27 protein-coding genes and 1 riboswitch are annotated in these 25,223 nt (G+C 42.2%); of the genes, 24 read left to right on the top strand and 3 right to left on the bottom strand.

Annotation, left to right across the window (positions count from 1 at the left end; all coding sequences use genetic code 11):
- The first annotated feature begins 50 nt into the window (after positions 1–50).
- Genes racE through yidD form a run of 9 tightly spaced genes read left to right on the top strand, consistent with a single transcriptional unit; the run spans position 51 to position 5,749 of the window.
- A complete protein-coding gene (racE, locus tag AC3E6G_RS01330) occupies positions 51–845 on the top strand; it encodes a glutamate racemase (protein WP_023027153.1) in 795 nt (264 codons plus the stop codon).
- Complete coding sequence (locus tag AC3E6G_RS01335; protein ID WP_490700281.1) at positions 842–1,810, top strand: nucleoside-triphosphate diphosphatase; 969 nt, start codon at positions 842–844, stop codon at positions 1,808–1,810. The genes racE and AC3E6G_RS01335 overlap by 4 nt, the downstream gene beginning before the upstream one ends.
- Entirely contained in the window at positions 1,795–2,316 is a 522-nt protein-coding gene (locus AC3E6G_RS01340; RefSeq protein WP_048688308.1) for a metallophosphoesterase, read from the top strand. Before AC3E6G_RS01335 ends, AC3E6G_RS01340 begins: the two co-directional genes overlap by 16 nt.
- A complete protein-coding gene (cbpB, locus tag AC3E6G_RS01345; protein ID WP_219074577.1) occupies positions 2,313–2,774 on the top strand; it encodes a cyclic-di-AMP-binding protein CbpB in 462 nt (153 codons plus the stop codon). The genes AC3E6G_RS01340 and cbpB overlap by 4 nt, the downstream gene beginning before the upstream one ends.
- Positions 2,771–3,502: a site-specific tyrosine recombinase XerD gene (gene xerD, locus AC3E6G_RS01350; RefSeq protein WP_219074576.1), complete on the top strand. Its 732-nt coding sequence runs from the start codon at positions 2,771–2,773 to the stop codon at positions 3,500–3,502. Before cbpB ends, xerD begins: the two co-directional genes overlap by 4 nt.
- Complete coding sequence (locus tag AC3E6G_RS01355) at positions 3,502–4,212, top strand: segregation/condensation protein A (protein ID WP_125374418.1); 711 nt, start codon at positions 3,502–3,504, stop codon at positions 4,210–4,212. Before xerD ends, AC3E6G_RS01355 begins: the two co-directional genes overlap by 1 nt.
- Complete coding sequence (gene scpB, locus AC3E6G_RS01360) at positions 4,205–4,774, top strand: SMC-Scp complex subunit ScpB (RefSeq protein WP_125374417.1); 570 nt, start codon at positions 4,205–4,207, stop codon at positions 4,772–4,774. Before AC3E6G_RS01355 ends, scpB begins: the two co-directional genes overlap by 8 nt.
- Positions 4,764–5,492, top strand: a complete 729-nt coding sequence (locus AC3E6G_RS01365) for a pseudouridine synthase (protein WP_023024093.1) — start codon at positions 4,764–4,766, stop codon at positions 5,490–5,492. The genes scpB and AC3E6G_RS01365 overlap by 11 nt, the downstream gene beginning before the upstream one ends.
- Positions 5,492–5,749 carry a membrane protein insertion efficiency factor YidD gene (gene yidD, locus AC3E6G_RS01370; RefSeq protein WP_219074573.1) on the top strand — a complete coding sequence of 86 codons (258 nt, stop codon included), beginning with the start codon at positions 5,492–5,494 and terminating at the stop codon, positions 5,747–5,749. The genes AC3E6G_RS01365 and yidD overlap by 1 nt, the downstream gene beginning before the upstream one ends.
- Before the next feature lie 231 nt (positions 5,750–5,980).
- Here yidD and AC3E6G_RS01375 read toward each other — a convergent pair whose 3' ends face one another.
- Together AC3E6G_RS01375 and trkA are read right to left on the bottom strand one after the other, a co-directional pair.
- Positions 5,981–7,441, bottom strand: a complete 1,461-nt coding sequence (locus tag AC3E6G_RS01375) for a TrkH family potassium uptake protein (RefSeq protein WP_490700282.1) — start codon at positions 7,439–7,441, stop codon at positions 5,981–5,983.
- Positions 7,442–7,444: 3 nt separating this feature from the next.
- Positions 7,445–8,800 carry a Trk system potassium transporter TrkA gene (trkA, locus tag AC3E6G_RS01380; protein WP_023024088.1) on the bottom strand — a complete coding sequence of 452 codons (1,356 nt, stop codon included), beginning with the start codon at positions 8,798–8,800 and terminating at the stop codon, positions 7,445–7,447.
- A 300-nt stretch (positions 8,801–9,100) separates the two neighbouring features.
- Here trkA and AC3E6G_RS01385 point away from each other — a divergent pair, with 300 nt between their 5' ends.
- The 8 genes from AC3E6G_RS01385 to AC3E6G_RS01420 all read left to right on the top strand — a co-directional run bounded on the left by AC3E6G_RS01385 (position 9,101) and on the right by AC3E6G_RS01420 (position 15,526).
- On the top strand, positions 9,101–9,643 hold the full coding sequence (locus tag AC3E6G_RS01385; RefSeq protein WP_490700283.1) for a tRNA (cytidine(34)-2'-O)-methyltransferase: 543 nt from the start codon (positions 9,101–9,103) through the stop codon (positions 9,641–9,643).
- 81 nt (positions 9,644–9,724) lie between these two features.
- Positions 9,725–9,959, top strand: a riboswitch (FMN riboswitch).
- A 216-nt stretch (positions 9,960–10,175) separates the two neighbouring features.
- A complete protein-coding gene (locus AC3E6G_RS01390; protein ID WP_490700676.1) occupies positions 10,176–10,733 on the top strand; it encodes an ECF transporter S component in 558 nt (185 codons plus the stop codon).
- Positions 10,723–11,373 carry a phosphatase PAP2 family protein gene (locus tag AC3E6G_RS01395; protein ID WP_048688274.1) on the top strand — a complete coding sequence of 217 codons (651 nt, stop codon included), beginning with the start codon at positions 10,723–10,725 and terminating at the stop codon, positions 11,371–11,373. The genes AC3E6G_RS01390 and AC3E6G_RS01395 overlap by 11 nt, the downstream gene beginning before the upstream one ends.
- Before the next feature lie 3 nt (positions 11,374–11,376).
- The gene (locus AC3E6G_RS01400) at positions 11,377–11,688 is read left to right on the top strand and encodes an MGMT family protein (RefSeq protein ID WP_048688271.1); all 312 of its coding nucleotides are present in this window, start codon (positions 11,377–11,379) and stop codon (positions 11,686–11,688) included.
- A gap of 23 nt (positions 11,689–11,711) precedes the next feature.
- A complete protein-coding gene (gene mnmL / locus AC3E6G_RS01405; protein WP_125335171.1) occupies positions 11,712–12,644 on the top strand; it encodes a tRNA modification radical SAM protein MnmL/YtqA in 933 nt (310 codons plus the stop codon).
- 10 nt (positions 12,645–12,654) lie between these two features.
- Entirely contained in the window at positions 12,655–13,212 is a 558-nt protein-coding gene (gene mnmM / locus AC3E6G_RS01410) for a tRNA 5-(aminomethyl)-2-thiouridylate-methyltransferase MnmM (protein WP_061564239.1), read from the top strand.
- Positions 13,205–13,468: a hypothetical protein gene (locus tag AC3E6G_RS01415; protein WP_006595800.1), complete on the top strand. Its 264-nt coding sequence runs from the start codon at positions 13,205–13,207 to the stop codon at positions 13,466–13,468. The genes mnmM and AC3E6G_RS01415 overlap by 8 nt, the downstream gene beginning before the upstream one ends.
- A gap of 3 nt (positions 13,469–13,471) precedes the next feature.
- The gene (locus AC3E6G_RS01420; protein ID WP_048688260.1) at positions 13,472–15,526 is read left to right on the top strand and encodes a cation:proton antiporter; all 2,055 of its coding nucleotides are present in this window, start codon (positions 13,472–13,474) and stop codon (positions 15,524–15,526) included.
- A gap of 83 nt (positions 15,527–15,609) precedes the next feature.
- On the opposite strand, the gene AC3E6G_RS01425 is transcribed toward AC3E6G_RS01420, so the two are convergent.
- The gene (locus tag AC3E6G_RS01425) at positions 15,610–16,413 is read right to left on the bottom strand and encodes an ABC transporter ATP-binding protein (protein WP_048789542.1); all 804 of its coding nucleotides are present in this window, start codon (positions 16,411–16,413) and stop codon (positions 15,610–15,612) included.
- 56 nt (positions 16,414–16,469) lie between these two features.
- Between AC3E6G_RS01425 and AC3E6G_RS01430 the strand changes: the two genes are divergently transcribed.
- The 7 genes from AC3E6G_RS01430 to AC3E6G_RS01460 all read left to right on the top strand — a co-directional run bounded on the left by AC3E6G_RS01430 (position 16,470) and on the right by AC3E6G_RS01460 (position 25,177).
- Entirely contained in the window at positions 16,470–17,597 is a 1,128-nt protein-coding gene (locus tag AC3E6G_RS01430) for an AI-2E family transporter (RefSeq protein ID WP_048715385.1), read from the top strand.
- 155 nt (positions 17,598–17,752) lie between these two features.
- Positions 17,753–19,234: an AcpB/EbpR/MafR family transcriptional regulator gene (locus AC3E6G_RS01435; RefSeq protein ID WP_048789544.1), complete on the top strand. Its 1,482-nt coding sequence runs from the start codon at positions 17,753–17,755 to the stop codon at positions 19,232–19,234.
- A 104-nt stretch (positions 19,235–19,338) separates the two neighbouring features.
- The gene (locus AC3E6G_RS01440) at positions 19,339–20,688 is read left to right on the top strand and encodes a hemolysin family protein (protein ID WP_023027140.1); all 1,350 of its coding nucleotides are present in this window, start codon (positions 19,339–19,341) and stop codon (positions 20,686–20,688) included.
- Positions 20,689–20,800: 112 nt separating this feature from the next.
- Positions 20,801–22,054 (top strand): hypothetical protein, encoded by a 1,254-nt coding sequence (locus AC3E6G_RS01445; protein WP_490700284.1) that lies wholly within the window; start codon positions 20,801–20,803, stop codon positions 22,052–22,054.
- Between the two features lie 427 nt (positions 22,055–22,481).
- Positions 22,482–23,456 carry an ABC transporter substrate-binding protein gene (locus AC3E6G_RS01450; RefSeq protein ID WP_048789546.1) on the top strand — a complete coding sequence of 325 codons (975 nt, stop codon included), beginning with the start codon at positions 22,482–22,484 and terminating at the stop codon, positions 23,454–23,456.
- Between the two features lie 10 nt (positions 23,457–23,466).
- Positions 23,467–24,360 (top strand): ABC transporter permease, encoded by an 894-nt coding sequence (locus tag AC3E6G_RS01455; protein WP_048689748.1) that lies wholly within the window; start codon positions 23,467–23,469, stop codon positions 24,358–24,360.
- A 13-nt stretch (positions 24,361–24,373) separates the two neighbouring features.
- Positions 24,374–25,177: an ABC transporter ATP-binding protein gene (locus tag AC3E6G_RS01460; protein ID WP_048789547.1), complete on the top strand. Its 804-nt coding sequence runs from the start codon at positions 24,374–24,376 to the stop codon at positions 25,175–25,177.
- Positions 25,178–25,223: the final 46 nt, after the last annotated feature.

The raw sequence follows: 25,223 nt of genomic DNA on the forward strand, positions 1-25,223 counted from the left end.
TAGGGGGACTTTAAGATTTTTCTTAGTCCCTTGTTTTGAAAGGAAGGCAGATGGACAATCGACCAATTGGTTTTTTGGATTCGGGTGTCGGAGGGTTAACCGTTGTACGCGAATTGATGCGACAACTACCCCATGAAGAGGTCGTCTATATTGGTGATTCCGCCAGAGCACCCTACGGCCCGAGACCAGCAGATCAAATTCGTGATTATACTTGGGAGATGGTTCGTTTTCTCCTAACGAAAAATGTGAAGATGATTGTTTTGGCCTGTAATACAGCGACAGCTGTTGTATGGGAAGAGGTAAAAGAAGCCTTGGATATCCCTGTTTTAGGAGTGATTTTACCAGGTGCTTCCGCAGCGATCAAGGCGACGAGAAGCAAACGAATTGGCGTAATTGGGACACCGATGACAGTCGCCTCAGATATTTATCGTAAGAAGATTCAAAGCCTGTCACCAGAAATGGCAGTAGAGAGTTTAGCTTGTCCGAAATTTGTCCCTTTGGTTGAATCCAATGAGTTGCAGTCCAGTGTTACAAAAAAAGTCGTCTATGAAACCTTGAAACCCCTTGCCGGGAAGGTAGATACGCTGGTTTTGGGTTGCACCCATTATCCTCTCCTTCGCCCTATTATCCAAAATGTCATGGGGCCAGAGGTTCAATTAATTGATAGCGGGGCAGAGTGTGTCCGGGATATCTCGGTCTTACTCAACTACTTTGAGATTAATCGCAGTCGTCAATTGGAGGATTGCCACCATCAATTTTATACAACGGCCAATGCAGCCAGTTTTGCAGCGATTGCCAAGACTTGGTTGCAGCAAGTTGTTCATGTGGAGCATGTAGAATTATGAACCAAAAGATATATGAATACAAAGATGCCTTAAATTGGTTTCTAGCTGAATGGGGAGAGCGGAGTGACTATAACGAATATAGTGAAGTCTCTTCAGAAGCTTCTGAGCTTGTTGACCTAGTAGAATCACTAGTTGGAGACACAGACTTGGGTTTCCCGCTGAATGTTACAGTTGTCCGTTACGCCTCTAGTTTGCAGTTTTTAACCTTCCTCTTTCAAATCGTGGAGGAAACACTAGGCCGGAAAATTGAAATCGTGCAACGCCAAGGAGCCCTTCTCATTGTAGAAGGAGAACAATTGCTCTCCGTTTATCTGCCCAAAAATGGTCTTCCACTTGCAGATTTTTTGGGCCAGGAAGGCCTCAAGGATCGCTTGTTAATCGCTACTCGGAATGAAGGAAAAACAAAAGAGTTTCGTCAGATTTTTGAGCAAATGGGCTTTGAAGTGGAGAATCTCAATGATTATCCTGATCTTCCAGAAGTAGCTGAAACAGGAATGACTTTTGAAGAAAATGCCCGCCTAAAAGCTGAGACGATTTCACAGCTAACAGGGAAAATGGTCTTGGCGGATGATTCAGGCCTTATGGTTGACATCCTTGGGGGCTTACCAGGTGTCTGGTCTGCTCGCTTTGCAGGTGTGGGAGCGACTGATTTAGAGAACAATGCCAAGCTCTTACATGAGCTGGCGATGGTGTTTGAATTGAAGGATCGGTCAGCTAAATTTCACACAACCTTAGTCGTTGCCAGTCCTGGTAAGGAAAGCCTGGTTGTTGAGGCGGATTGGCCAGGATATATCAATTTTGAACCAAAAGGTGAAAACGGGTTTGGCTATGATCCCCTCTTTCTAGTTGGAGAAACAGGTAAGACATCTGCCCAACTAACTCTAGAGGAAAAGAATCAACAATCGCATCGAGCTTTAGCCGTGAAGAAATTAGTGGAGGTATTCCCAGCATGGCAGAACAAGTAATCATCGTCATGAGTGATTCTCATGGTGATCGTCAGATCGTAGAAGAGATCAAAAACCACTATAAAGGAAAGGTCGATGCCATTTTTCACAACGGGGATTCTGAGTTAGAAAGTACCGATCCTGTATGGGAAGGCATTCATGTTGTCAAAGGGAACATGGACTTTTATGGGGAGTACCCTGAACGTCTGGTGACGCAATTGGGTCCTACTCGGATCATTCAAACCCATGGCCATCTTTTCCAAATTAATTTTAGTTTTCAAAAGTTAGATTTGTGGGCTCAGGAAGAAGATGCAGATATCTGCCTCTATGGCCATCTGCATATTCCGGATGCTTGGAAGGAGGGGCGTACCCTTTTTCTGAACCCTGGGTCAGTCAGTTTACCGCGGGGGCCTATTCAAGAGTGCCTCTATGCTAAAGTGGAAATTGATGCAGATTCCTATCGAGTTGAGTTTTTAAATCGGAAACATGAGGTCTATGAACCTCTTACAAAGGAGTTCGATCGATGATCGCTAAGGAATTTGAGGAATTTATTCTTCGAGAAGAAAAGACTTTTTTGACTCCAGCGCGCAATTTGGCTGTCTTGATTGATACGCACAATGTGGATCATGCCATCTTGGTGCTCAGTCAAATTAGCTACACTCGTGTTCCTGTTGTGACCGATCAGATGAAGTACGTAGGGACGATTTCTTTAACAGACATTCTTTCTTACCAAATGAAACATGATTATTCTGATGAAGTCTTTTCATCCATGGACATCGTTCATATGACAAAAATGGATGGAGAGCGCTTAGGGAAAGATTATACTGTGACAGAAGTCTTGCATAAGTTGGTAGAGGAATCCTTTCTACCGGTTGTTTCAGAGGATGGAGTCTTTGAAGGAATCATTACTCGAAAATCCATTTTAAAAGCCATCAACTCCCTCATGCACAATTTCTCAAATGAATATGAGATGAGGAAAATATGAAAGAATACATAGCTAGTTTTATCAAAGAAAAAGACTTAAGTGAAAATTCGCAGGCGGCCTATTCTTATGATTTGGATCAGTTCGTGGATACGATTCATAACCATGTCTCAGATACCAATCTTCGAATTTATCAAGCTTCGATTAAGGATTTTAAACCAGCTGTTCAAAAACGGAAGCTTTCTGCCGTCAATCAATTTCTATTTTATCTTTATCAACATCAGGTTATTGAGGATTACCATCGCTTGGTCCTTCCAAAAGTCTCTGTATCCAAGAGCCACGATCAAGAGCTATTGGATTTATCCCTTTTGTGGGAAGGCTCAGACCAATCCCAAGGACGCTTGATTGCCCTCTTGATTGTCGAGATGGGCTTGTTGCCTAGTGAAATTCTTCAGTTGAAAATCGTTGATATTGAACTCGATTTTCAGGTTTTACGAGTAGGGAAAGAAGGACAGAAACGGGTCTTGCGCATTCCGGATGCTCTTCTAGGAGAGTTGACAGATTTGATGACTGGGACTTATTTATTTGATAACAAGGGCAAGGCCTATTCGCGTCAGTGGGGCTTCCGTCAATTAGAGTCTTTCCTATTGGAAAAAGGGTTTGAAAATCTTTCGGCGCAATCCTTACGGGAACAATATATTTTAAAACAAAGAGAACAGGGGATGGATCTGTTTAGCATCGCCCGAGAGCTAGGTTTAAAAACCCTAGTAACCTTAGAAAAGTATAAGTAATGGATATTAAAATAAAGGATTTTGAAGGTCCCTTGGATCTTCTCTTACACCTCGTTTCAAAATACCAGATGGATATTTATGAGGTTCCTCTGATTGAGGTGATCGAGCAGTACTTGGCCTATCTGACGACCCTTCAAGCAATGCGCCTAGAGGTCGCTGGTGAATACATGCTGATGGCCAGTCAGTTGACCTTGATTAAGAGTCGGCGTCTCCTTCCAAAAATTGCGGAGCAAGTAGCTGATGAAGAAGATTTAGAACAGGACCTCCTGTCTCAAATCGAAGAGTACCGGAAGTTTAAATTATTGGGTGAAAAGATGGCCCTTCAACACGAGGAGAGAGCCCAGTACTTTTCAAAACCCAAAACGGAATTAGTCTATGATGATGCAGAATTGGTCCATGATAAGACCACGATTGATCTTTTCTTAGCCTTTTCAAAATTGTTGACGAAAAAGAAGGAAGAATTTCGACAAAATCATACGACCATTGTTCGAGATGAGTATAAAATTGAAGACCTGATGAATGAGGTTCGTCGCTTGTGTCAGCCTGGCAAGAGAATCTTGCTCCAAGATATTTTTGAAGAAGCCAAGGATGTGAACGAACTGATTACTGTCTTTTTGGCAACTTTGGAGTTGATTAAAGTACAAGAAGTTGAGGCTCTTCAAGACGAACCATTTGGAGATATTATTTTAGTAGGATTAAAGAATGAGTAAAATTGCAGAGATGGAGGCTCTCTTGTTTGTTGCAGGAGAAGATGGTTTAACGGTGAGGCAGATTGCAGACCTCCTATCCCTTCCTCCCACAGGGGTGATTCAAAGTTTAGAAAAAATGGCCCAAAAGTATGAGCAGGATCAGGATTCTAGTATGGCTTTGTTGGAGACAGCGTCAACCTATAAATTAGTGACCAAGTCCCAATATGCAGAGCTGTTACGCGAGTATTCAAAGTCACCAATGAATCAAAGTCTCTCTCGTGCTGCCTTAGAAACTCTGTCTATCATTGCTTATAAACAGCCGATTACTCGGATTGAAGTCGATGATATTCGTGGAGTGAACTCTAGTGGGGCTATTTCAAAATTACTTTCTTTTGAGTTGATTCGAGAAGATGGGAAGAAAGAAGTCATTGGGAGACCCAATCTCTATGTGACGACAGATTACTTTTTGGATTACATGGGGATTAACCACTTAGACGAGCTACCAATTGTTGAAGAGACTGAGTTAATCGGTCAAGAAAGCCAATTATTTACAGAAAGAACTGAGGAAATTGATGAGAATTAACAAATATATTGCTCATGCTGGTGTCGCAAGCCGCCGCAAAGCAGAGGAATTGATTAAGCAAGGCCTTGTCACTGTAAATGGTCAAGTGGTCCGTGAATTGGCGACGACGATCAAGTCTGGAGACAAGGTAGAAGTAGAAGGTCAACCGATCTACAACGAAGAGAAGGTTTACTATCTCTTAAATAAACCAAGAGGTGTCATTTCCAGTGTATCAGACGATAAAGGGAGACCAACTGTTATTGATTTATTACCGCAAGTCAAGGAACGGATTTATCCTGTCGGTCGTTTGGACTGGGATACTTCAGGTGTCCTGATTTTGACCAATGATGGTGATTTTACGGATGAAATGATCCATCCGCGTAATGAGATTGATAAGGTTTATGTTGCGCGTGTGAAGGGATTGGCGAATAAAGAAAACTTGCGTCCTTTGACACGTGGTGTGACCATTGATGGGAAAAAAACCAAGCCAGCAACTTATGAAATTCTAAAAGTTGACCCAGAAAAGAATCGCTCAGTTGTCCAATTGACTATCCATGAAGGGCGCAATCACCAGGTCAAGAAGATGTTTGAAGCTGTTGGCCTTTTGGTGGATAAATTGTCTCGGACCCAATTTGGAAATCTAGACGTTTCTGGACTTCGCCCTGGTGAATACCGCCGACTCAATAAAAAAGAAATCAGCCAATTGCATACTCTTGCGGTGACAAAGACGAAAAAATAATGAAGAAATGTGCAATCGGACTTGTTCGTCTCTATCAACGCTTTCTTTCGCCCCTCTTTCCGCCTTCCTGTCGCTATAATCCTACCTGTTCCAACTATATGATTCAGGCTATTGAACGGCATGGTTTAAAAGGGATTCTGATGGGGCTTGCTCGAATTCTCCGTTGCCATCCCTGGAGCAAGACGGGAGTGGATCCAGTTCCAGATCATTTCAGTCTGAAAAGCCACCTAGAAGAGGAAGAGAAAGGCAAAAATTAAGATCGAACATACTTTAATCAAAAGTCTCACTCAGAGCAAAGAAAAAGAGAGTGGGACAGAAATCGGTCATTGGTTAGAATTCGATTTCGTCGTCCCACCTCCGCACAGTTGAGTAGGGCTGTAAAAGCTGATGAAATCAGCGTAGTAGAGCCCACACAACCACTGCGTCTTGCTCGACAATCCAAAGACAATAAAGAGGCTAGGACTTTTGTCCCAGCCTCTTTTGTTTTTTTAGCGGTCTGACCAAGTGCGTGGCATAAAGAGCAGTAACATAGGGTAGATTTCCAACCGTCCTGCAATCATGGCGATCGATAGTAAGAGCTTAGAGATTGGGCTAAAGATAGCAAAGGTATCCGTTGTTCCAATCATCGGTCCGATATTGTTAAAGCAACTAAAGACAGCGCTGACGACCGTCATAAAATTATTGCTATCAAAGCTGACAATCGCAATGAGAGAGATCATAATCAAGGTATAGACTACGAAGTATTTTAAGATTTTGTGCTGGGTATCCTTATCCAAGGCTGTGCCATTCACATGCAGGGTCATCACCCGATTGGGTGAGAGGGTCGAACGAATTTGATTCTTCCCGATTCGAGCTAGAATTAAGAAACGAATGACTTTCAGCCCCCCGGCAGTTGACCCAGCCGATCCACCAATCACCATGAGCATGAGGAGGAGGAACTGAGAAAAGAGCGGCCAATCAACAGTATTGCCAAAACCAAATCCAGTCGTGGTAATGACGTTGGACACTTGGAAAAAGGACATTTCAAAACTATCTGCAAAATTGTGATAGAGATGCAAAATGTTGCAGGCAATCAGTAGGGAAGAAACACCGACAATCATCAAATAGGTACGAAGTTCTTCATCGCCGAAAAAGGCTTTGAACTTGCGAAGCATGATGTAGTAGTAAAGGTTGAAGTTAACCCCAAAGACCAAGACTCCGAAACTGACCAGATAGGTGATGAGAGTTGAATGGTAGTGGGCAATCCCGTCGTTAAAGACAGTGAATCCACCAGTTCCTGCTGTTCCCATGGCAATGATAAAACTATCATACAGGGGCATGCCAGCACAGAAGTAGATAATGACAAAGAGGAAGAAGAGGGCCAGATAGAGGTAATAAAGGATTTGAGCTGTATTCTTGAGTTTGGATACAATTTTCCCAAATACTGGGCCAGGAACTTCTGCCTTCATCACTTCGAGGTGGCCGTTCTTATTGTTGTCCATAATTGCTAGGGCAAAAACCAGCACCCCCATCCCTCCGATTAAGTGGGTAAAACTACGCCAGAAGAGAAGAGAAGGGCTGAGAACAGAGACGTCATTTAAAATAGTCGCCCCTGTGGTCGTAAAACCAGAGCTAATCTCGAAAAAGGCATCAATAATGTTTGGGATTTGTCCTGAGAAGACAAAGGGAAGGGCTCCGAAGAAGGACCAGAGGATCCAACACAAAGCCACAATGAGAACGCCTTCTTTGGCGTAGATGTGAAAATCTTTGGGCTTGAATAAGGTACCAATTCCTCCAAGGATGAGGAGGATGGCAATGGTAGCAAATAGGGAGATAAAGACAGTTGGACTATCTTTCACAACAAAATCATTCTTTAGATTGAGGAGTGCAACCACAATCGGAACACAGAGCAGCATGGCTTCAATCAAAAGGAGTTTTGCTAAAAGATAGCGAATCATACTTTTATTCATAGCTTACCCCTCTAACAAATCATAGATTTTCGTGATATTGCTGATTAAGGTGGTAACGATAATTCGGTCCCCAATCAAGAGGTGATCATCCCCAGTTGGGAAAATGGCTTTCCCGTTTCGGATAATGGCCGCGATCAGAACACCTTTTTTCAATTTCAGTTGAGCCAAAGGCTTGCCTGTCATCTTGTTTTCTTCCCGAATCTGGAATTGAAGAGTTTCAATTTGGCCATTGGCGACGTGGTGCAAGGCTTCAAGATTTGAATAACGGGCATTGTAGCGTCCGCGGATGAAATGCATGATCGTATCAACTGCGATTCCTTTCGGTGTCACAATACTTGAAAAATCTTGGCGATCAATGATTTCAAGTAAGCTGGTCCGGTTGACCTTGGTAATATTCTTTTGTACACCAATACTATTCAGGAACATGGAAGAGATAATGTTTTCTTCGTCGACGCCCGTTAAGGTTGCCACGGCATCAAAGTTACCTGCGCGTTCCTCCATTAGGATATCTTTTGATGTCCCGTCGCCTTGGATGACATAGAGGTCAGGGAATTCTTGACTAAACCATTCTGCCCGTTTTTGATCGATTTCAATCACTTTTAAGTCGATTTTTCGTTTATTATTACTAAGAATATTCAGAAGATAGTAGGAAATCTTACCAGCACCAATGAGGAGGAGACTTTTAACAACCTGAGGACGAATGCTATTGTGGAAATTCACAATTTCCACTCGATTTCCCGTCATAAAAATCTTATCAAAGGCTTGTAAAGTGAAGTCCCCATCTGGAATCGTTAACTGACCTTGTCGTTCGATAGCACAGATAATAATGTTTCCATATTTCTTCCTGAATTGAGAAAGGGTCATCTGACAGAGAGGGCTTTCCTCTTTGATTATAAATTCCATAAAAGCGACCCGTCCACTAGCAAAATGCTCAACAGACAAGGCGTTTGGAAAGTCAATACTGTTAGCAATGTAGCGAGCTGCTAGAAGCTCAGGATTGACGACTAGAGAGAATCCAAGAATATTTTTTTCTTTGAAATAAGAATTTGAGTATTCTGGATTCCGGACGCGGACAACGGTCTCTTTGGCTCCCATTTTCTTAGCCAAAACGGCAGATACCATATTGACTTCGTCTTGCTCTGTCAGGGCGACAAAAATGTCGCAGTCAGCCACATCTGCTTGTTCTAGAATTTTAAAATTGGCACCATTTCCAACAATACCAATGATATCGTAGCGTTTGGTAATATGATTAACAACGGCTTCATCTTGTTCAATCAAAATCACATCGTGATTTTCTGCGACGAGGGAACGACAGAGGGCTGTTCCGACTTTACCGCCTCCAACTACAATAATTTTCATGAATATTTCCTCCAAAGTATGATTCTATCTTACTCTATTTTCAAAAAAAAATCACCTCTTAATGGTGGAAATAAGGCATAAAGAGCCAGAGTCTCTTCAATACATGAAAGAGAATGTAAAAAAGTGAAATTTTTTTGTCGAAATAGTTGACAGGAGGGATGAAAGTGGTATACTGATACAGTAACCTCATTGATTTACCTCAAACCTGTTGTGAGTTAAGTTAATGAAGTCGTAACCACGCTGTTTGCTGAGCTTGACTCCGGGCAGTGTGGCTATTTTTTTGTCGGAAAAGAGATTGTGATGAATATTGAAAAATTAGCTTATACAGAAACAAAATCAAAAAACCATGTAGTTCTCTATCAACCTCAAATTCCTCAAAATACAGGCAATATCGCTCGCACTTGTGCAGCCACCAATGCCCCTCTCCACATCATCCGTCCTATGGCCTTTCCCATTGATGATCGAAAGATGAAACGGGCTGGACTAGATTATTGGGATAAGTTGGATGTTCGCTTCTATGACAGCCTAGATGAATTTATGGAAGCTGCGGCTGGAGGAAAGGTTCACCTAGTCTCAAAATTTGCTGATCGAACCTATTCGGAAGTAGCCTACAATGATAATGTAGAACATTATTTCATCTTTGGTCGTGAGGACAAGGGTCTACCAGAGGATTTTATGCGACTCAATGCTGAAAAGGCGATTCGGATTCCGATGAATGATGAACATGTCAGAAGCTTGAATGTCTCCAATACCGTTTGCATGATTGTCTACGAAGCCCTTAGACAACAAGAATTTACTGGATTAGAACTGGTCCATCAGTATGAGGGAGACAAGTTGAAGTAGAGGCTCTTTGCAAAAGGGATCAAGTTGTAACTTTCTATATTACAAAGCACTTGCAATAGCAGGTGTTTTTTGTTATGATAAAGGGGTCTTCAGGGCAGGGTGTAATTCCCGACCGGCGGTGACTTTAAAGTGGAAATGCTCTTTTCCTTTTATACTTTGTTGCCAAGCTTTGCCTAACTATAAGTTATGTCTACAGCTTGGCGCCTCGTCTAAAAGAAAAATATCTATTTCCTCTTCCTTAAAGAAGTCCGCGAGCGTAAGCTGATGTGGTGCGATTCCACAACCGACAGTATAGTCTGGATGGGAGAAGACGAGAGAGGAACAAACCTGTTTTTATTGACGATTGACTTGATGGAACTGTTCTTGATTTTATAAGTAATTAGTCTTCGAGCTTTTTTCTTATAGCATCCTGACTTCTTTAGTCAAGTACCAAGGAACTTTTTAAGTTTTCTTTAAAACGATTCGAATAGAATATGGGGAAGGGAATCTTTCCAACTTCTTCTAATTTTAGTAAAAATTGGAGGAACCTATGATGACAAATACTCGTAAACTGACCCTAGTGGCTGTTTTATCTGCACTTTCTTTTCTATTGATGTTTTATCAACTATCAATAGGGATTGATTTTTTAAAGGTTGACTTTAGTACGATTCCAATCTTACTCGCCTTAGTTTTGTTAGATTTGAAGAGCTCATTTGTGGTGATTTTGATTCGATCTGTTCTCAAGTTAGTTCTGAATGGTCGAGGAGCTGAGACCTTGGTGGGCTTACCGATTAATATCATTGGTGTTTTAGTCTTTGTCTTAGCATTTGCAGTCATTTGGAATAAGAAGAAAAGTCAGGTTCGGTTTGTAATTGCTAGTCTAGTTGGGACCATTGGTTTAACCATTTCCATGCTGCTGGTCAATTACTATTATGCCATCCCTCTCTATGCCAAATTTGTTGGTTTTGACATCGCAAAGATGGTCGGAGTTGAAAAGTATCTTCTCAGTATGGTTGTTCCCTTTAATCTAATAGAAGGACTGATTTGGGCTGTAACCTTCTGGATGGTATATACCGTCGTACAGCCCCTACTTAAAATCTATGAAAAATAAACAATCTCATTTTTTAAAGGGCTCTTTTGCCCTTTTGTTATTTATGATTCTGGGCTATGTAGTCAAATTTTATCCGGAAAATTTAGTCGGAATCGATCAACCGATTCAATCGGCTATTCGCGGGGATTTACCAGCCTATTTGACAGCCTTCTTTACCCGTGTAACAGTGCTGATGAACACACCCGTTGTTGCATCCTGGGTTGGCGTCATTGTCCTCTTCTTTGTCTGGAAGAAATGGTATACGGAGGCCCTCCTCCTCACCGGGAGTTTGGTTACAACTGGATTACTCGTGGTAATCCTGAAACACATCTATTTACGCCCACGACCAGCACTTCAACATTTGGTCCAAGAAGGGGGCTATTCTTTTCCAAGTGGCCACTCCTTGGCAGCCACCCTGGTCTTCGGTAGTTTGATCATTGTGGTAGGGCAACGGATGACCTCTCAAGTTGGGAAAGTCCTAGCTCAGCTTGCCCTCTTCCTTTGTATGGCGACCATCGTTGTATCTCGTGTCTATGTTGGGGTTCATTACCCGACAGACGTCACAGGAAGTATGCTTTTGGGATTTGGTCTTTTGCAAATGGTCTTTCCTTATTACGACCGTTTGCGTTTTGAATGGCGCTTTAAGAGTAAGCAGAAGTAAAGCATGAACGATTTATTTGAAGAAAAGGTCCTAAAAGTCGTTGCTCAGATTCCCCTGGGATGTGTGGCCACCTATGGTCAAATTGCCCAACTCATTGGCTATCCTCGCCATGCTCGCCAGGTCGGCAAGGTCTTGGCCACTTCTACTAAAGCTGTGACCTATCCCTGTCATCGGGTCGTGACCTCTACTGGTCGCCTGGCTCCTGATTGGGAAGAGCAAGGCACGCTTCTCTGGGCAGAAGGGGTGGAATGCAAATCCAACGGTTGTGTGGATCTTAAGAAATACAAATGGAAAGCAGAGGAGACTCAACTTTGAGTTCACTCTGCTTTTTTGCTATAATGAGGGGTATGAAATCCTATACGACCTTAAATGATTATTACCGAACCTTATTTGGAGAAAAGACCTTCAAAGTCCCAATCGATGCGGGCTTTGACTGTCCCAATCGTGATGGAACTGTTGCTCGTGGGGGCTGTACTTTTTGTACAGTTTCTGGCTCTGGGGACGCCATCGTAGCTCCAGATGCCCCTATTCGGGATCAGTTTTACAAAGAAATTGATTTTATGCACCGCAAATGGCCCGATGTCAAAAAGTATTTGGTCTATTTTCAAAATTTCACTAATACGCATGAATCCGTCGATGTCATTCGGGAGCGCTATGAGCAAGCCATCAATGAACCGGGTGTCGTAGGGATTAACATCGGGACACGACCAGACTGCTTGCCGGATGAAACGTTGGCCTATCTAGCAGAATTGACAGAGCGCATGCATGTGACTATTGAGCTGGGTTTGCAGACGACCTATGAAACGACATCTGAATTGATCAACCGAGCCCATAGCTATGAACTCTATGTGGAAACGGTGAAGCGGATTCGCCAACAGGTCCCTAAGGCAGAGATTGTTTCACACTTAATCAACGGTCTTCCTGGGGAGACGCATGAGATGATGGTGGAGAATGTCCGCCGTTGTGTAACAGACAACGATATCCAGGGCATTAAATTGCATCTGCTCCATCTCATGACCAATACCCGGATGCAACGAGACTACCATGAAGGGCGATTGCAATTGATGAGTCAGGAGGAATACGTGTCGGTCATCTGTGACCAACTGGAGATCATTCCCAAGGAGATCGTCATCCACCGGATTACAGGAGATGCTCCACGCGAAATGCTGATAGGACCGATGTGGAGTCTCAATAAGTGGGAAGTTCTGAATTCCATTGAAGCTGAGATGCGTCGCCGTGGAAGTGTTCAAGGTTGTAAAGTAGGAAAATAGGAGGAGTAGCATGTTGCGACCATTAGAGATGGCCCATGATTTTCTTAGGGAGGTCATTACAGATCAAGATACTGTGGTTGATGCGACCATGGGTAATGGGCATGATACACTTTTCTTGGCAAAACTAGCCAAAGAAGTCTATGCATTTGATATTCAAGAGCAGGCCTTGGTCCATACGCAAAAGCGTTTGGAAGAAGCAGGTCTTTCCAATGCCCACCTTCTGTTAAAGGGGCATGAAGAAGTAGATCACTATGTAAACCAGGTCAAGGCGGCTATCTTCAACTTAGGCTATCTTCCTTCAGCAGACAAGTCGATTATTACCCAGCCTAAAACAACGATTCAAGCCATTGATAAACTCTGTCACCGCTTGATCAAGGGAGGGCGAATAGCCATTATGATCTATTATGGTCATGAGGGTGGGGACCTAGAAAAAGATGCTGTCTTGGAGTTTGTCTCCCAACTTCCTCAACAAGAATTTACGGTCACTACTTACCGGACCCTGAACCAGATCAACCATCCCCCATTTTTGGTCATGATCGAAAAATTAGAAAGTTACCGTCATGGATAAAGAATTTTTAAAAAATAAAATTGATGCTCTTCGCCACGATTTTGTGGAGTCCACCTCTCATGAACGTGCCGTTGGTTTTTTAGATGAAGCACGGATGAGCAAAAAGATGATCAAAATCAAGAAGAAGCTGGTTTCTCTTGAAATGGAACGTTGCCAGAAGAAAATTGAGCACAAGGATCTGACAAAGATTGATCAAAAGATCCAAGAACAAAAGCAACTCTTTGAGGACTGTTGTAACCAACGATCAGGAGGATAAGGGATGGAGATTCTTGTATACGCCATTGTCTTTTCCTTGATCCTGATTGTCTCCAATGCGACCAATAAGTTGATTCCGACTTTACCCCTCCCTTTGATCCAGATATTATTGGGGATTGGGATTGGCTTTCTCTTACCCAATTCGGAGTACCACTTAGATACCGAGCTCTTTTTGGCCTTGGTTATTGGACCATTGCTCTTTCGAGAAGCAGAAGAAGCAGACATTACCTCGATTCTGAAGCACTGGCGCATTATCGCCTTTTTAATCTTCCCGGTTATTTTTATTTCGACCCTTAGCTTGGGGTGGTTGGCCCATCTCTTGTGGTTAGGAATTCCACTAGCAGCCTGTATGGCAGTAGGGGCAGCGCTCGGGCCGACTGATTTGGTGGCTTTTGCCTCCCTTTCGGAACGCTTTACCTTTCCAAAACGAATCTCCAATATTCTAAAAGGAGAGGGCTTGCTCAACGATGCTTCAGGCTTGGTGGCCTTTCGTGTGGCCCTAGCTGCATGGACCACTGGAGTCTTTTCCTTAGGCCAAGCTAGTTGGGACTTGGTCATCTCTATTTTAGGAGGGTTTGCGGTCGGGATTGTGACAGCTGCTGTCAACCGTGGGCTTCAAAAATTACTGCTCAGTGTTCGGGCAACGGATATTGCCAGTGAACTCATTTTAGAATTGAGTCTCCCCTTACTGACCTTCTTTATCGCAGAAGAGATCCATGTATCAGGGATTATTGCGGTTGTCGTGGCTGGGATCCTAAAGGCTAGTCGTTTTAAGAAAATTACCCTACTAGAAGCCAAGGTGGATACGGTCACGCATACGGTATGGAATACAGTCAATTTTGTCCTCAATGGGTCTGTCTTTGTCCTCTTGGGGATGGAGCTGGAGATGATTTCTGAGCCAATTTTGAGGACTCCCTTTTACAACAATCTGCTCTTGATTGTGACTGTTCTCTTATTGACGGGGCTCTTGTTCCTGATTCGCTTTTTGATGGTGTATGGATTTTACTGGTATCGGGGTTTCCGATTGAAAAAATCCATTGATAAGTATCTAAAAGATGCCCTCTTGTTGACCTTTTCAGGGGTCAAAGGAACAGTGTCAATTGCGACCATTCTCTTGATACCGACGCATCTAGAAGCAGAATATCCAGTTCTCTTGTTTTTAGTAGCAGGGGTCACCTTGTGTAGTTTCTTAATCGGACTTCTCGTCCTACCAAAACTATCCGAGGACAAAGAGGAATCCAATGATCATTTGATGCATATTGCTATCTTGAATGATGTCGTCATGCTATTGGAGAAAGACTTGACGGTGACCAAGCAGAAGGGACCTCTCTATGCTGCGATTGATAATTATCATGGGCGGATAGAAAATATGATTCTCAGTCAGGAGGATAAAGCGACCCAAAGAGACTGGGAACAACTAAAACTCCTTATACTCAGTATTGAGAATGATGGTTTGGAACAGGCTTATGAAGAAGGAAAGATTCGAGATAGAAGTTACCATGTCTATCAACGTTATCTTCGGGCCATGGAGCAGAAGGTCAACCGCAATCTATCATCGCGCCTGACCTATTATTTCTTGGTGCTCTTCCGCCTGCTCCGCCTGCTGTTGCACGAGCTTGTGACCTTTGGTTCCGGTATTCGGGCATGGAAAAACGGAGAGAATTACAAGCTTGAAGCCATCGACTATGACCAGATTGCTGCCTTGTATCTGGCCAATACGGAAATCATTATCGAGAGTTTGGAAAACCTAAAAGGGATTTATCGGAGTACCTTGATTTCCTTCCTTCAAGAATCTCGTCTGCGAGAAACATCGTTGATTACCAGTGGTGCTTTTGTAGAGCGGGTTATCAATCGCATCAAGCCTAATAATATTGACGAGATGCTAAGAGGCTATTACTTAGAAAGAAAATTGATTTTCGAATATGAGGAGCAGCACTTGATTTCGGCCAAGTATGCGCGTCGCATGCGCCAAAATGTCAACGAATTGGAAAACTATTCCTTAAGAGAAAGTGCCAATACTCTTCCTTATGACATGATCAATTATGCTCGGAATCGGTAAAAGTGAGTTTCCGCCTTAATAAAAGAAAAGAGATTGGCGACGCTTGTCCCAATCTCTTTGTTTTGTATCTTAGTAGGTTCTTTTTAATGCTCTGGCTGGATATAATAGCGTTCTTCCCCGATTGGAATCAGCTGGACCTTTCCTCCATAGAAAGCTGATAGCGTTTCTTGAGTGAGAATTTCCTCCTTAGGCCCTTGGGCAAAACTTTGTCCCTCCTTGAGGAGAAGGACATGGCTAAAGGACTTGGTGATTTCCTCTGCATGGTGGGTGACAAAGAGAATGGTCGGCGCCTTTTCCATCTGCTTGATCTGTTGGATCAGCTGAAAGATCGCTTCCCGAGCAAATAAGTCAAGCCCACTGGAGGCTTCGTCAAAGATGAGAAGATCGGGCTCTTCCATGAGACTACGGGCGATTAGAATCGTCTGTTTTTCCCCTTGAGAGAGAGTCCGGTATTTTCGCCCAATCAAAGAAGCAGCACCGATGCGACGCAACATGGATCGTGCTTCCTCGAGTTCTTTTTCTCCATAAGCTGTATAAAGAATGCTACTCTTGTATTTTCCAGTGAGGACGATTTCTTCTGGGGATAGAGATTCAGGGATGCGCTCAGAAATAAAGGAGCTGACCACTCCGATTCGCTTGCGGAGTTCAGGAATCCCTCCTTGGCCAAATTGTGTTCCAAGGACAGAAACTTCCCCTTCCGTTTTCCAATATTCCGCCATTAAGAGACGGAGTAGGGTCGATTTGCCAGCACCATTCAGTCCAAGGATGGCCCAGGTTTCCCCCTTATTGACGGTCCAATTCAAACGGGAAAGGAGATTTTTTCCTTCTTTTCTGAGAGTGACGTCTTTCAGTTCAATTAAGCTTTCTTTCATCTTTTTAACCTTCATAAAAATATTCTCTATTTTACCATAAATATGATAAAATAGCAGATAGGAGGAAAGGGATGTTTCATAAAAGTAAATTATTTTTCTGGACCTGTGAAGTCCTATTATTAACGATTATATTCTATATTTGGGGAAGTATGGGAAGCCTGATCTCTCCCTTTGTATCCGTTCTGAATACCATTATTCTTCCATTTTTGATTGCTGGTTTCTTGTACTATATCACCAATCCAATCGTAGAATTTTTGGAAAAGAAATTTCATCTGAATCGAATTTTGGGCATTCTATTAACCTTGGTAACCCTTTTTGGATTGATTATTTATGGGATTGTTTATATCTTGCCTATTTTGATCAACCAGTTGACAAGCTTGATTAATTCAACCCAAGGCTTGTATTGGGAAGTGCAAAGTTTTGTAACGAAGTTATCAAAGAATCCAGCCTTTCAGAGTATCAATATTCAATCAACCATTCAGCAACTAAACCTATCTTATGTGGATATTCTACAAAATATCTTAAACAGTGTGACCAATAGTTTAGGTAGTGTGGTGTCAACGATTGTCAATACACTCTTCATTCTGGTGATGACACCGATATTCCTGGTTTACTTCTTAATTGATGGGAAGAAGTTACTTCCGATGTTAGAGCGGACAATCCTAAAAAATGACCGGCGGAATATTACCTCTCTCTTAGTGAGTCTCAACCAAACAGTTTCTCGCTATATTAGTGGTATTTCTATCGATGCTTTAATCATCGGGACTTTAGCCTTTATTGGCTACAGTTTTATCGGTTTGAAGTATGCCTTGGTCTTTGCCATTTTCTCAGCCTTGGCTAACCTCATTCCTTACATTGGACCGACGATTGGCTTGATTCCTATGGTGGTTACCTATGCCTTCACGGATTTCAATATGATGATCAAAGCGGTTATCTTCATGCTCATCGTCCAACAGATTGACGGAAATATCCTCTACCCTCGGATTGTGGGAGGGGTGATGAAGGTGCATCCCATTACCATCATGGTCCTCTTGCTCTTATCCAGTAACATCTATGGTGTGATTGGGATGGTTGTGGCGATTCCGGTCTATTCGATCGGTAAAGAGATCGTGAAATTCCTCGTGGCCTTGTATGAAAATCATAAAAAGACAAAGGAACAGCGCAAGCAAGAAGAGTATGGAATCATCAATAAATCCTAACAGAATAAACGAGAAGGGAATGGGTGACCATTCCTTTTTGAGTATGGACCTAGAAAGGATAGGCTGAGTACTTGAATCTTAAAGTTTTAGCTTTCCTTTAAGAAAATATGTTATAATGAATTAGTAATGATACAAAATCAAGGAGTTTCTATAAGATGATAGAATTGCTTGCCAAAAAGCAGCGACGCCAAATGCGTTTGCTAGAAACATTAATTCGTGAAAAGCGCTGGTTTCATTTGAAGGAACTCGCTGAAATGTTAGATTGTACAGAGCGGTCATTAAAGGAGGATCTTTCAAATTTACGGACGGTCTTTAATGAATTTTTGATTGAATCTTCGACAAATGGTATTAAGATTAGCTATGACGATTCGATTGGGATTGAGGTGGTCTATCATCACTTCTTTAAAGAATCTACAGCTTTCTCCCTCTTGGAATACTTGTTCTTCCATAAGGATGTTTCCAGTGACTTAATTTGTAGACGGTATGATCTCAGCCAGCAATCATTTTATCGCTTGATTCGAAATATCAACCAAATTATTCAGGAAAAGTACAATATTCGAATCACCTTGAATCCTCTAAATGTTGTGGGGGACGAGGTCGATATTCGATTTTTCTATTCCCAGTATTTTGCAGAGCGGTATTATTATTTAGAGTGGCCATTTCCAGATATCAGAGAGCAAGTCATTATTGATTTCATCACCTTCTTCTATAAATTGACAGAAATCCCACTGACTTATTCGATCTTCCATTCCTATAAAATTATGCTGACGGTCTACCTATACCGGATTAAGCAAGGTTATCGAATTGAAGGGGCCAATAATTTTGAACAATACGCCTATCTCTATCAAGAGCTCCCAAAAATCAATGAGATGCTTCGTTATTTTGGTTTGCAGCTGGGTGTAGAATTTAATGAAGAAACCATTGAACAGCTCTTTATTATCTTCCTACAGAAACGCTTCTATTTTACCCCACAGGATTTAATCGACGCTACTGAGGAAGATGCTGTTACAAAAAAATCCTATATTTTAGCCTCTCAATTTCTTGATCACCTGAGTGAATCTTATGGGTTAGAACTTGAGAATTATGAAGAGATGATCATGCATATTCACAACACTGCCTATTTGGAGCGGCGTGAAATCTTTGGTGAATTTCTTCTCTATGATACCAAGAGTTATACCAATGAGGATTATCGAACCCTCTTCCCTAAATTTTATCAGGATGTTGAAACTGGTTTGTATCACTATCTCAAAGAGATGGGCTTTCATGAAAATCCTGAAAACCTCAAGCATCAGATTTATACCGTATTTTCACATTGGGAAAATCTATTGCCTCAACTATTAAGGAGACGGACAGCTGTCAAAGTCTTAATCATTAGCCGATACGATGACCATCATGCTAAGTCCATGATTGATTTCTTAAAATTCTATTGTACGGATAACTTTGAGTTTTCACAGGTCATAAAGCATGACTTTAATCTTCATGAACTAGAGCATACCGAATATGATGTCATTGTTGCCAACTTTATGATTCCGAATATCAAAGGGAAAAAATTTATTTGTACAAGTAGTTTGACCCTTTTGGAACTTGTAGAAAAACTGAATGTACTCTTTTATGATTTTACACGTTATGGAGTATAACTGAGCGTTCCCTCCTCTTTTAGGAGGGAAATTTTTGCGACTATGCATCATTTTAAAAAATATGATATAATGGGCATTATTACTATACATTGAGGAGAATATCCATGGAAGACCCTGGCAGTCAGGATTTAATACTGCAATTTGTTTTACTATTTGTATTGACCTTATTAAATGCATTTTTCTCTGCAACGGAGATGTCAATGGTATCGCTGAACCGTTCTCGCGTAGAGCAAAAGGCTGAGGAAGGTGATAAGAAATATATTCGTCTCTTAAAGGTATTGGAAAATCCCAACCACTTTTTATCTACGATTCAGGTTGGTATCACCTTGATTACTATCTTATCTGGGGCAAGCCTAGCTGATGATCTTGGGAAAGTAATCGCTTCTTGGATGGGAAATACGGAGACAGCACGTGCGATAGCTAGCTTCCTCTCACTGGCTTTTCTGACCTATATTTCAATTGTATTTGGTGAGTTATATCCGAAGCGTATTGCCATGAATCTGAAAGATAGTTTGGCTATTCGAACGGCTCCAATTGTGATTTTACTAGGAAAAATCGTTAGCCCCTTTGTCTGGCTCTTATCGGCATCAACCAATCTGGTCAGTCGTCTGACCCCTATGCAATTCGATGATGCAGACGAAGAGATGTCACGGGATGAGATTGCCTATATGCTAGCTAAGAGTGAAACAAGTCTGGATGCTGACGAGATTGAAATGTTGCAAGGAGTCTTTTCACTAGATGAGCTGATGGCGCGTGAGCTAATGGTTCCTCGTACGGATGCCTTTATGGTGGATATCCAAGATGATACCAGAGAAATCATCGAAAGTATCTTAAAGCAGAATTTTTCTCGTATTCCTGTCTATGATGATGACAAGGACAATGTCATTGGTCTGATCCATACCAAACGTTTGCTTAATGAAGGTTTTGTGAATGGATTTGATAACATCGCTCTTCGCAAGATTCTTCAGGAACCACTATTTGTACCGGAAACGATCTTTGTGGATGATCTTTTGAAGGAGCTCCGGAATACACAAAATCAGATGGCCATTTTGCTTGATGAGTATGGAGGAATGGCTGGTCTGGTAACCTTGGAGGACCTTCTTGAGGAAATCGTCGGTGAAATTGATGATGAGACCGATAAGGCTGAAAATGACGTATTTGAAATTGAACCCAACCTCTATATTGTGCAGGGGATTGTGACCCTAAATGACTTCAATGAGTATTTTGATGTGAAGTTGGAAAGTGATGATGTGGATACCATTGCAGGCTACTACCTGACTGGTGTCGGACGGATTCCAGGTCACAAGGAACGCTTGAGTTTTGAAGTAGACAGTATGAAGAAGCATCTGATCCTTACAAACGATAAGGTAAAAAATGGTCGTGTCACCAAGGTGAAGGTTGAGGTCAGTGACCTAGTCGATGAAGATGAGCAAGCGACAAAAGGTCAAGAATAAGAACATCAAATCAGGGAGTTTCCCTGATTTTTTTATGCTCATTTTAGTTGAGTTTGCATCTCTAACCAAATTAATTTATAATAAAATAATTAGTGGTTATAAGGAGATAGCAATGAAACAAGAAGAATGGTTAGCAGAGTTTGAGAGAGCCCATGGTCGACCAGCCAATCAAGAGGAGATCCAACAGGTTTTTGGTGCGTTTGGAAGTCCTGAAACACAAGCGACACCGAATACGCCCGTAAACCCAATTCAATCTCCATTTGAGGGAACAGCTCCTGTTTCCAATCAAGGACAATTTGGAGGTCCCTTACCGTTTCCAGAACAAGCCAAATTTGGAGGAGCAGCGCCAGCCCCAGAGCAAACGCCATTTGGAGGAGCAACGCTAGCGCCAGAACAAACACCATTTGGAGATTCGATACCAGCATCAGAGCAAACACAGTTTGGAGGAGTAGCGCCAACTCCAGAGCAAACGCCATTTGGAGGTGCAACACCAGCCCCAGAACAAACACAGTTTGGAGGTACAGGCCAAGCCCCATTTGGAGGTGCAAGTCCAACTCCAAATCAATTCCAAGGTGGAACAAGTCCTTATCAGCATCAAGGACAGGCTTTTGGACAAGGTGGAACTCAGCCACAAGCTCCTGTTCAGGAGGCGGCTCAAGCAGGAGCGCCCTTCGCATCTTATAACAACGCTCAGATGCAGGGAGGCTATCCAAACAATGGGCAGCTGAATTACCAGGCTAATTCCCCATATATGGGACAAGCTCCAATGCCAGGTAAGAAGTCTAAAAAAGGGCTGATTATTGGTTTATGTAGTCTTGTTGCTGTTGCAGTTTTATCTGTACTTGCATTTTTCTTATTTGCTAAAAATCCAAATAGTATTCAAGGAAAATGGTCAGCTACTCCTGAAATGAAAAAGACAATGAAGTCTGCTTTTGCAGGCACTTTCTCTACTACATCAGATATTTCTAGTGAATTTGTAAAAGATATGGATATGATCGTAGAGGTAAAGGGGAAAAAAGTAACCATCAGTGTGATTGGTAAGATTGATTTCAAGGGAGCTGCAAAGGAACTCTATGATGATGGGGACAATGATTTTTACTCTGTTGAGGATGCCTTAGACTATATCCAAGAAAACAGTGAGAATTCCTATTTAGAGGATATGGGACTTGAAATCGATGTGAAAAAAGGCACTCTTAAAATGGTAGCCTTTGAAGGTGAGGTGGATGAAAAAGATCACCGATTCATTCAGGATGAAGATGCGAGTCATTTCCTTCAATACGATCTCAAGTATAAAATTGAAAATGGAACGCTGAAAGTTTCCGTGGATGGAAATGATTATGGAATTGAATACTCCTTTAAAAAATAAGATATTCGCTTATTTAGTGCCCTAATCGGGCACTTTTTTTGTTGATATACGTAGAAAAAATAAGATAATTAAAAAAATTCTGAATTTAGGGTTGACAGCTTGAAAAATTTTCGGTAAGATAGTCAACATAAAAAAACGAAAGCAGAATCTTATGAAAAACACGAACTCCACATTGTTGAATCAAAACTTTTACTTTAGCTACTTTAGATAATGTTTGTAGACATGAACTCATGGATGCAAACGAAACGAGCAATTTGTTTGTATCTATGTGGCTAAGATTTTTGATTGTGGTCCATATAGATGATATCTAAATGGACGGCAATGCTGGCATACTTTTAAGTTTGTGAGGAATGATACCAACCGTTTAGAATCATCTAAACGGTTTTTTGTATTCTGTTTGAATGTTTTAGAGAAGGAGACATGTTTCATGAAAATTGTAAAGAAGTTAATTGCCCCGGTCCTGGTAGTTAGTCTACTAATGACCTCCCTCTTGACCCTCCACCACTTGAAGACCTCTAAGCATCAAAAGATCAAGATTGGGATTTCTCAGTATATTACCCATAAGTCTCTAGATGCGACTCGAAAAGGCTTTGTCGAAGAGTTAGCCAAACAAGGTTATGTGGATGGAGAAGAGATTGAAATTGATTATCAAAATGCCCAAGGGGAGCAGCGAAATTTGAAAAATATTTCAAATCAATTGTCACAGGAAAGTGATCTTGTATTTGCCATTGCGACTCCGTCAGCACAAAGTATCGCCAATACAAGCAAAACGACTCCTGTAGTATTTTCTGCAGTGACGGATCCTCTGGCTGCCAAGCTGGTCAAGAACTTGGATCAACCTGGTGGCAATGTGACAGGAACGAGTGACCAATCTTCAGATGCCATTGCTACGCAAGTCGATCTGATTCAAAAGGTTTTGCCAAGAGCTAAGACAATCGGGATCCTCTATACGCAAAGTGAGCCCAACTCAGTCGTTCAAAAAGAGGAAGCCAAGAAGGTCCTTGAGGCTAAAGGCTACCGTGTCGTAGAGAAGACCATTTTAGACAGTAATAATGTAAAGGCAGCGACTGACAGTTTGATGTCAGAAGTCGATATGGTCTTTGTCCCTACAGACAACATCATTTCTTCCACAATGGAAACCATCAAACAAGTGTCTTTGAAACATCAGGTTCCAGTTATTGGAGGTTCGATTGAAATGGCCCAAGTAGGAGGACTCTATACCTATGGGACAGACTACACCGAGTTAGGGCGTCAATCTGCTCGGATGGCGATTCGTATCCTGAAAGGGGAAAAGGCAGGCGAACTGGCAGTGGAGGCCCCTAAAAATCTAGAATTGTATGTTAACAAAGAGATGGCTAAGAAATTAGGAATTGATCTCTCTGGTATAAACGAAAAGAAATAGGAGATGGATGATGGATTTAGTATTATCAAGTTTATCTGAAGGTTTATTGTGGTCGATTATGGCCATTGGTATTTTCTTAACATTCCGCATTTTAGATATAGCGGATATGACAGCAGAAGGGGCTTTCCCACTTGGTGCTGCAGTCGTTGCGTCCCAAATCCAAGCAGGGCAAAACCCTTGGCTAGCGACCCTCTTCTCGATTTTAGCAGGGATGCTAGCAGGTTTGGTCTCTGGTCTTCTTCATACCAAGATGAAGATCCCAGCGCTCTTAACAGGGATTGTGACTCTGACGGGACTCTATTCAATCAATATTAAGATTATGGGGGGCGTCCCTAATTTATCCATTGGAGATTCTAGTACCATTTTCAAGTCGGTGATGGGCTTGGGTTTGTCCAATGAGGAGGCAGTCTTTGCTGTTAGTATTGCTTGTTTGTTATTGGTCTGTCTGATTTTGACACTCTTGATGAAAACCCAGATTGGTTTGGTTCTTCGTTCGACTGGTGACAATATCCCGATGAGTGAGGCCAATGGGGTGAATGTGGACACCATGAAGATTTTCGGTTACATGATTTCCAATGGCTTGGTGGCATTGTGTGGGGCTCTATTCGCTCAGACAGATGGCTTCTCAGACGTGACTTCTGGTACAGGGACCATCGTCGTAGGTCTCAGTGCTGTTATTTTAGCAGAAGTCTTGATCCATGATTTGACCATTGGAGGACGCTTGCTTTCGATTGGAGTGGGGGCAATTGTCTACCGCCTCATTATCCTCAATATCTACGAAATTCCAAACCTAGACCAAAATTTGGTCCGTTTGTTTAACGCCATTCTCTTGGCCTTGGTCTTGTTCGCACCAGAAGCCCAGAAACGTCTCAAGATTCGTGGATTAAAATTAACCAGCAACTAGAAGGAGAAGATAAATGGCAACATTGTTAAAAATTGAAGATATCCATAAGACATTCGAAGCAGGTACGGTCAATGAAAACCATGTTCTCAAAGGCTTGGATCTGACAGTAGAAGAAGGAGATTTCATTTCTGTCATCGGAGGAAATGGAGCCGGTAAATCGACCTTGATGAATATTCTGGCAGGTGGCCTGCAAGTGGATCAAGGGGATATCCTTTTGGAAGGGAAATCGATTAAGCAGACCAGCGTTCGGAAGCGTGCGAAAGATATTGCGCGTGTTTTCCAGGATCCTAAGATGGGAACGGCTTCCCGCTTGACCATTGAAGAGAATATGGCCATTGCTAAAAAACGAGGAGCAAGACGGGGACTCAGTTGGGGCGTCAAAGAAAAAGACCGCGAGGAATTTAAAGCGGCCTTGAAGGAACTCAATATTGGCTTGGAAAATCGCCTCAAAGTGGACACGCAATACTTATCAGGGGGACAACGGCAAGCTTTGACCTTGGTCATGGCTGCCTTGGTCAAACCCAAACTCCTGCTACTGGATGAACATACCGCAGCGCTCGATCCCAAAACCAGTGAAATGGTCATGGAATTGACGCAAAAAATCGTGGAAAGCCATGATTTGACAACCTTGATGATTACGCATGATATGAATCATGCCATCGCATATGGCAATCGTTTGATCATGCTCTACCAAGGCAAGATTGTGGTCGACGTTAAAGGGGAAGAAAAGAAGAACCTGACGGTTGAAGACTTGATGCGCCTTTTCCATCAGAATAGTGGTGAAACCTTGGTGAGTGACGAATTGGTTTTAGGATAAACGAAAAAGGATGGAGATTCCATCCTTTTTATTGATCTTGTCAGCT

The organism is Streptococcus sp. SCPM-O-B-23252 (M501) (genome assembly GCF_058200355.1).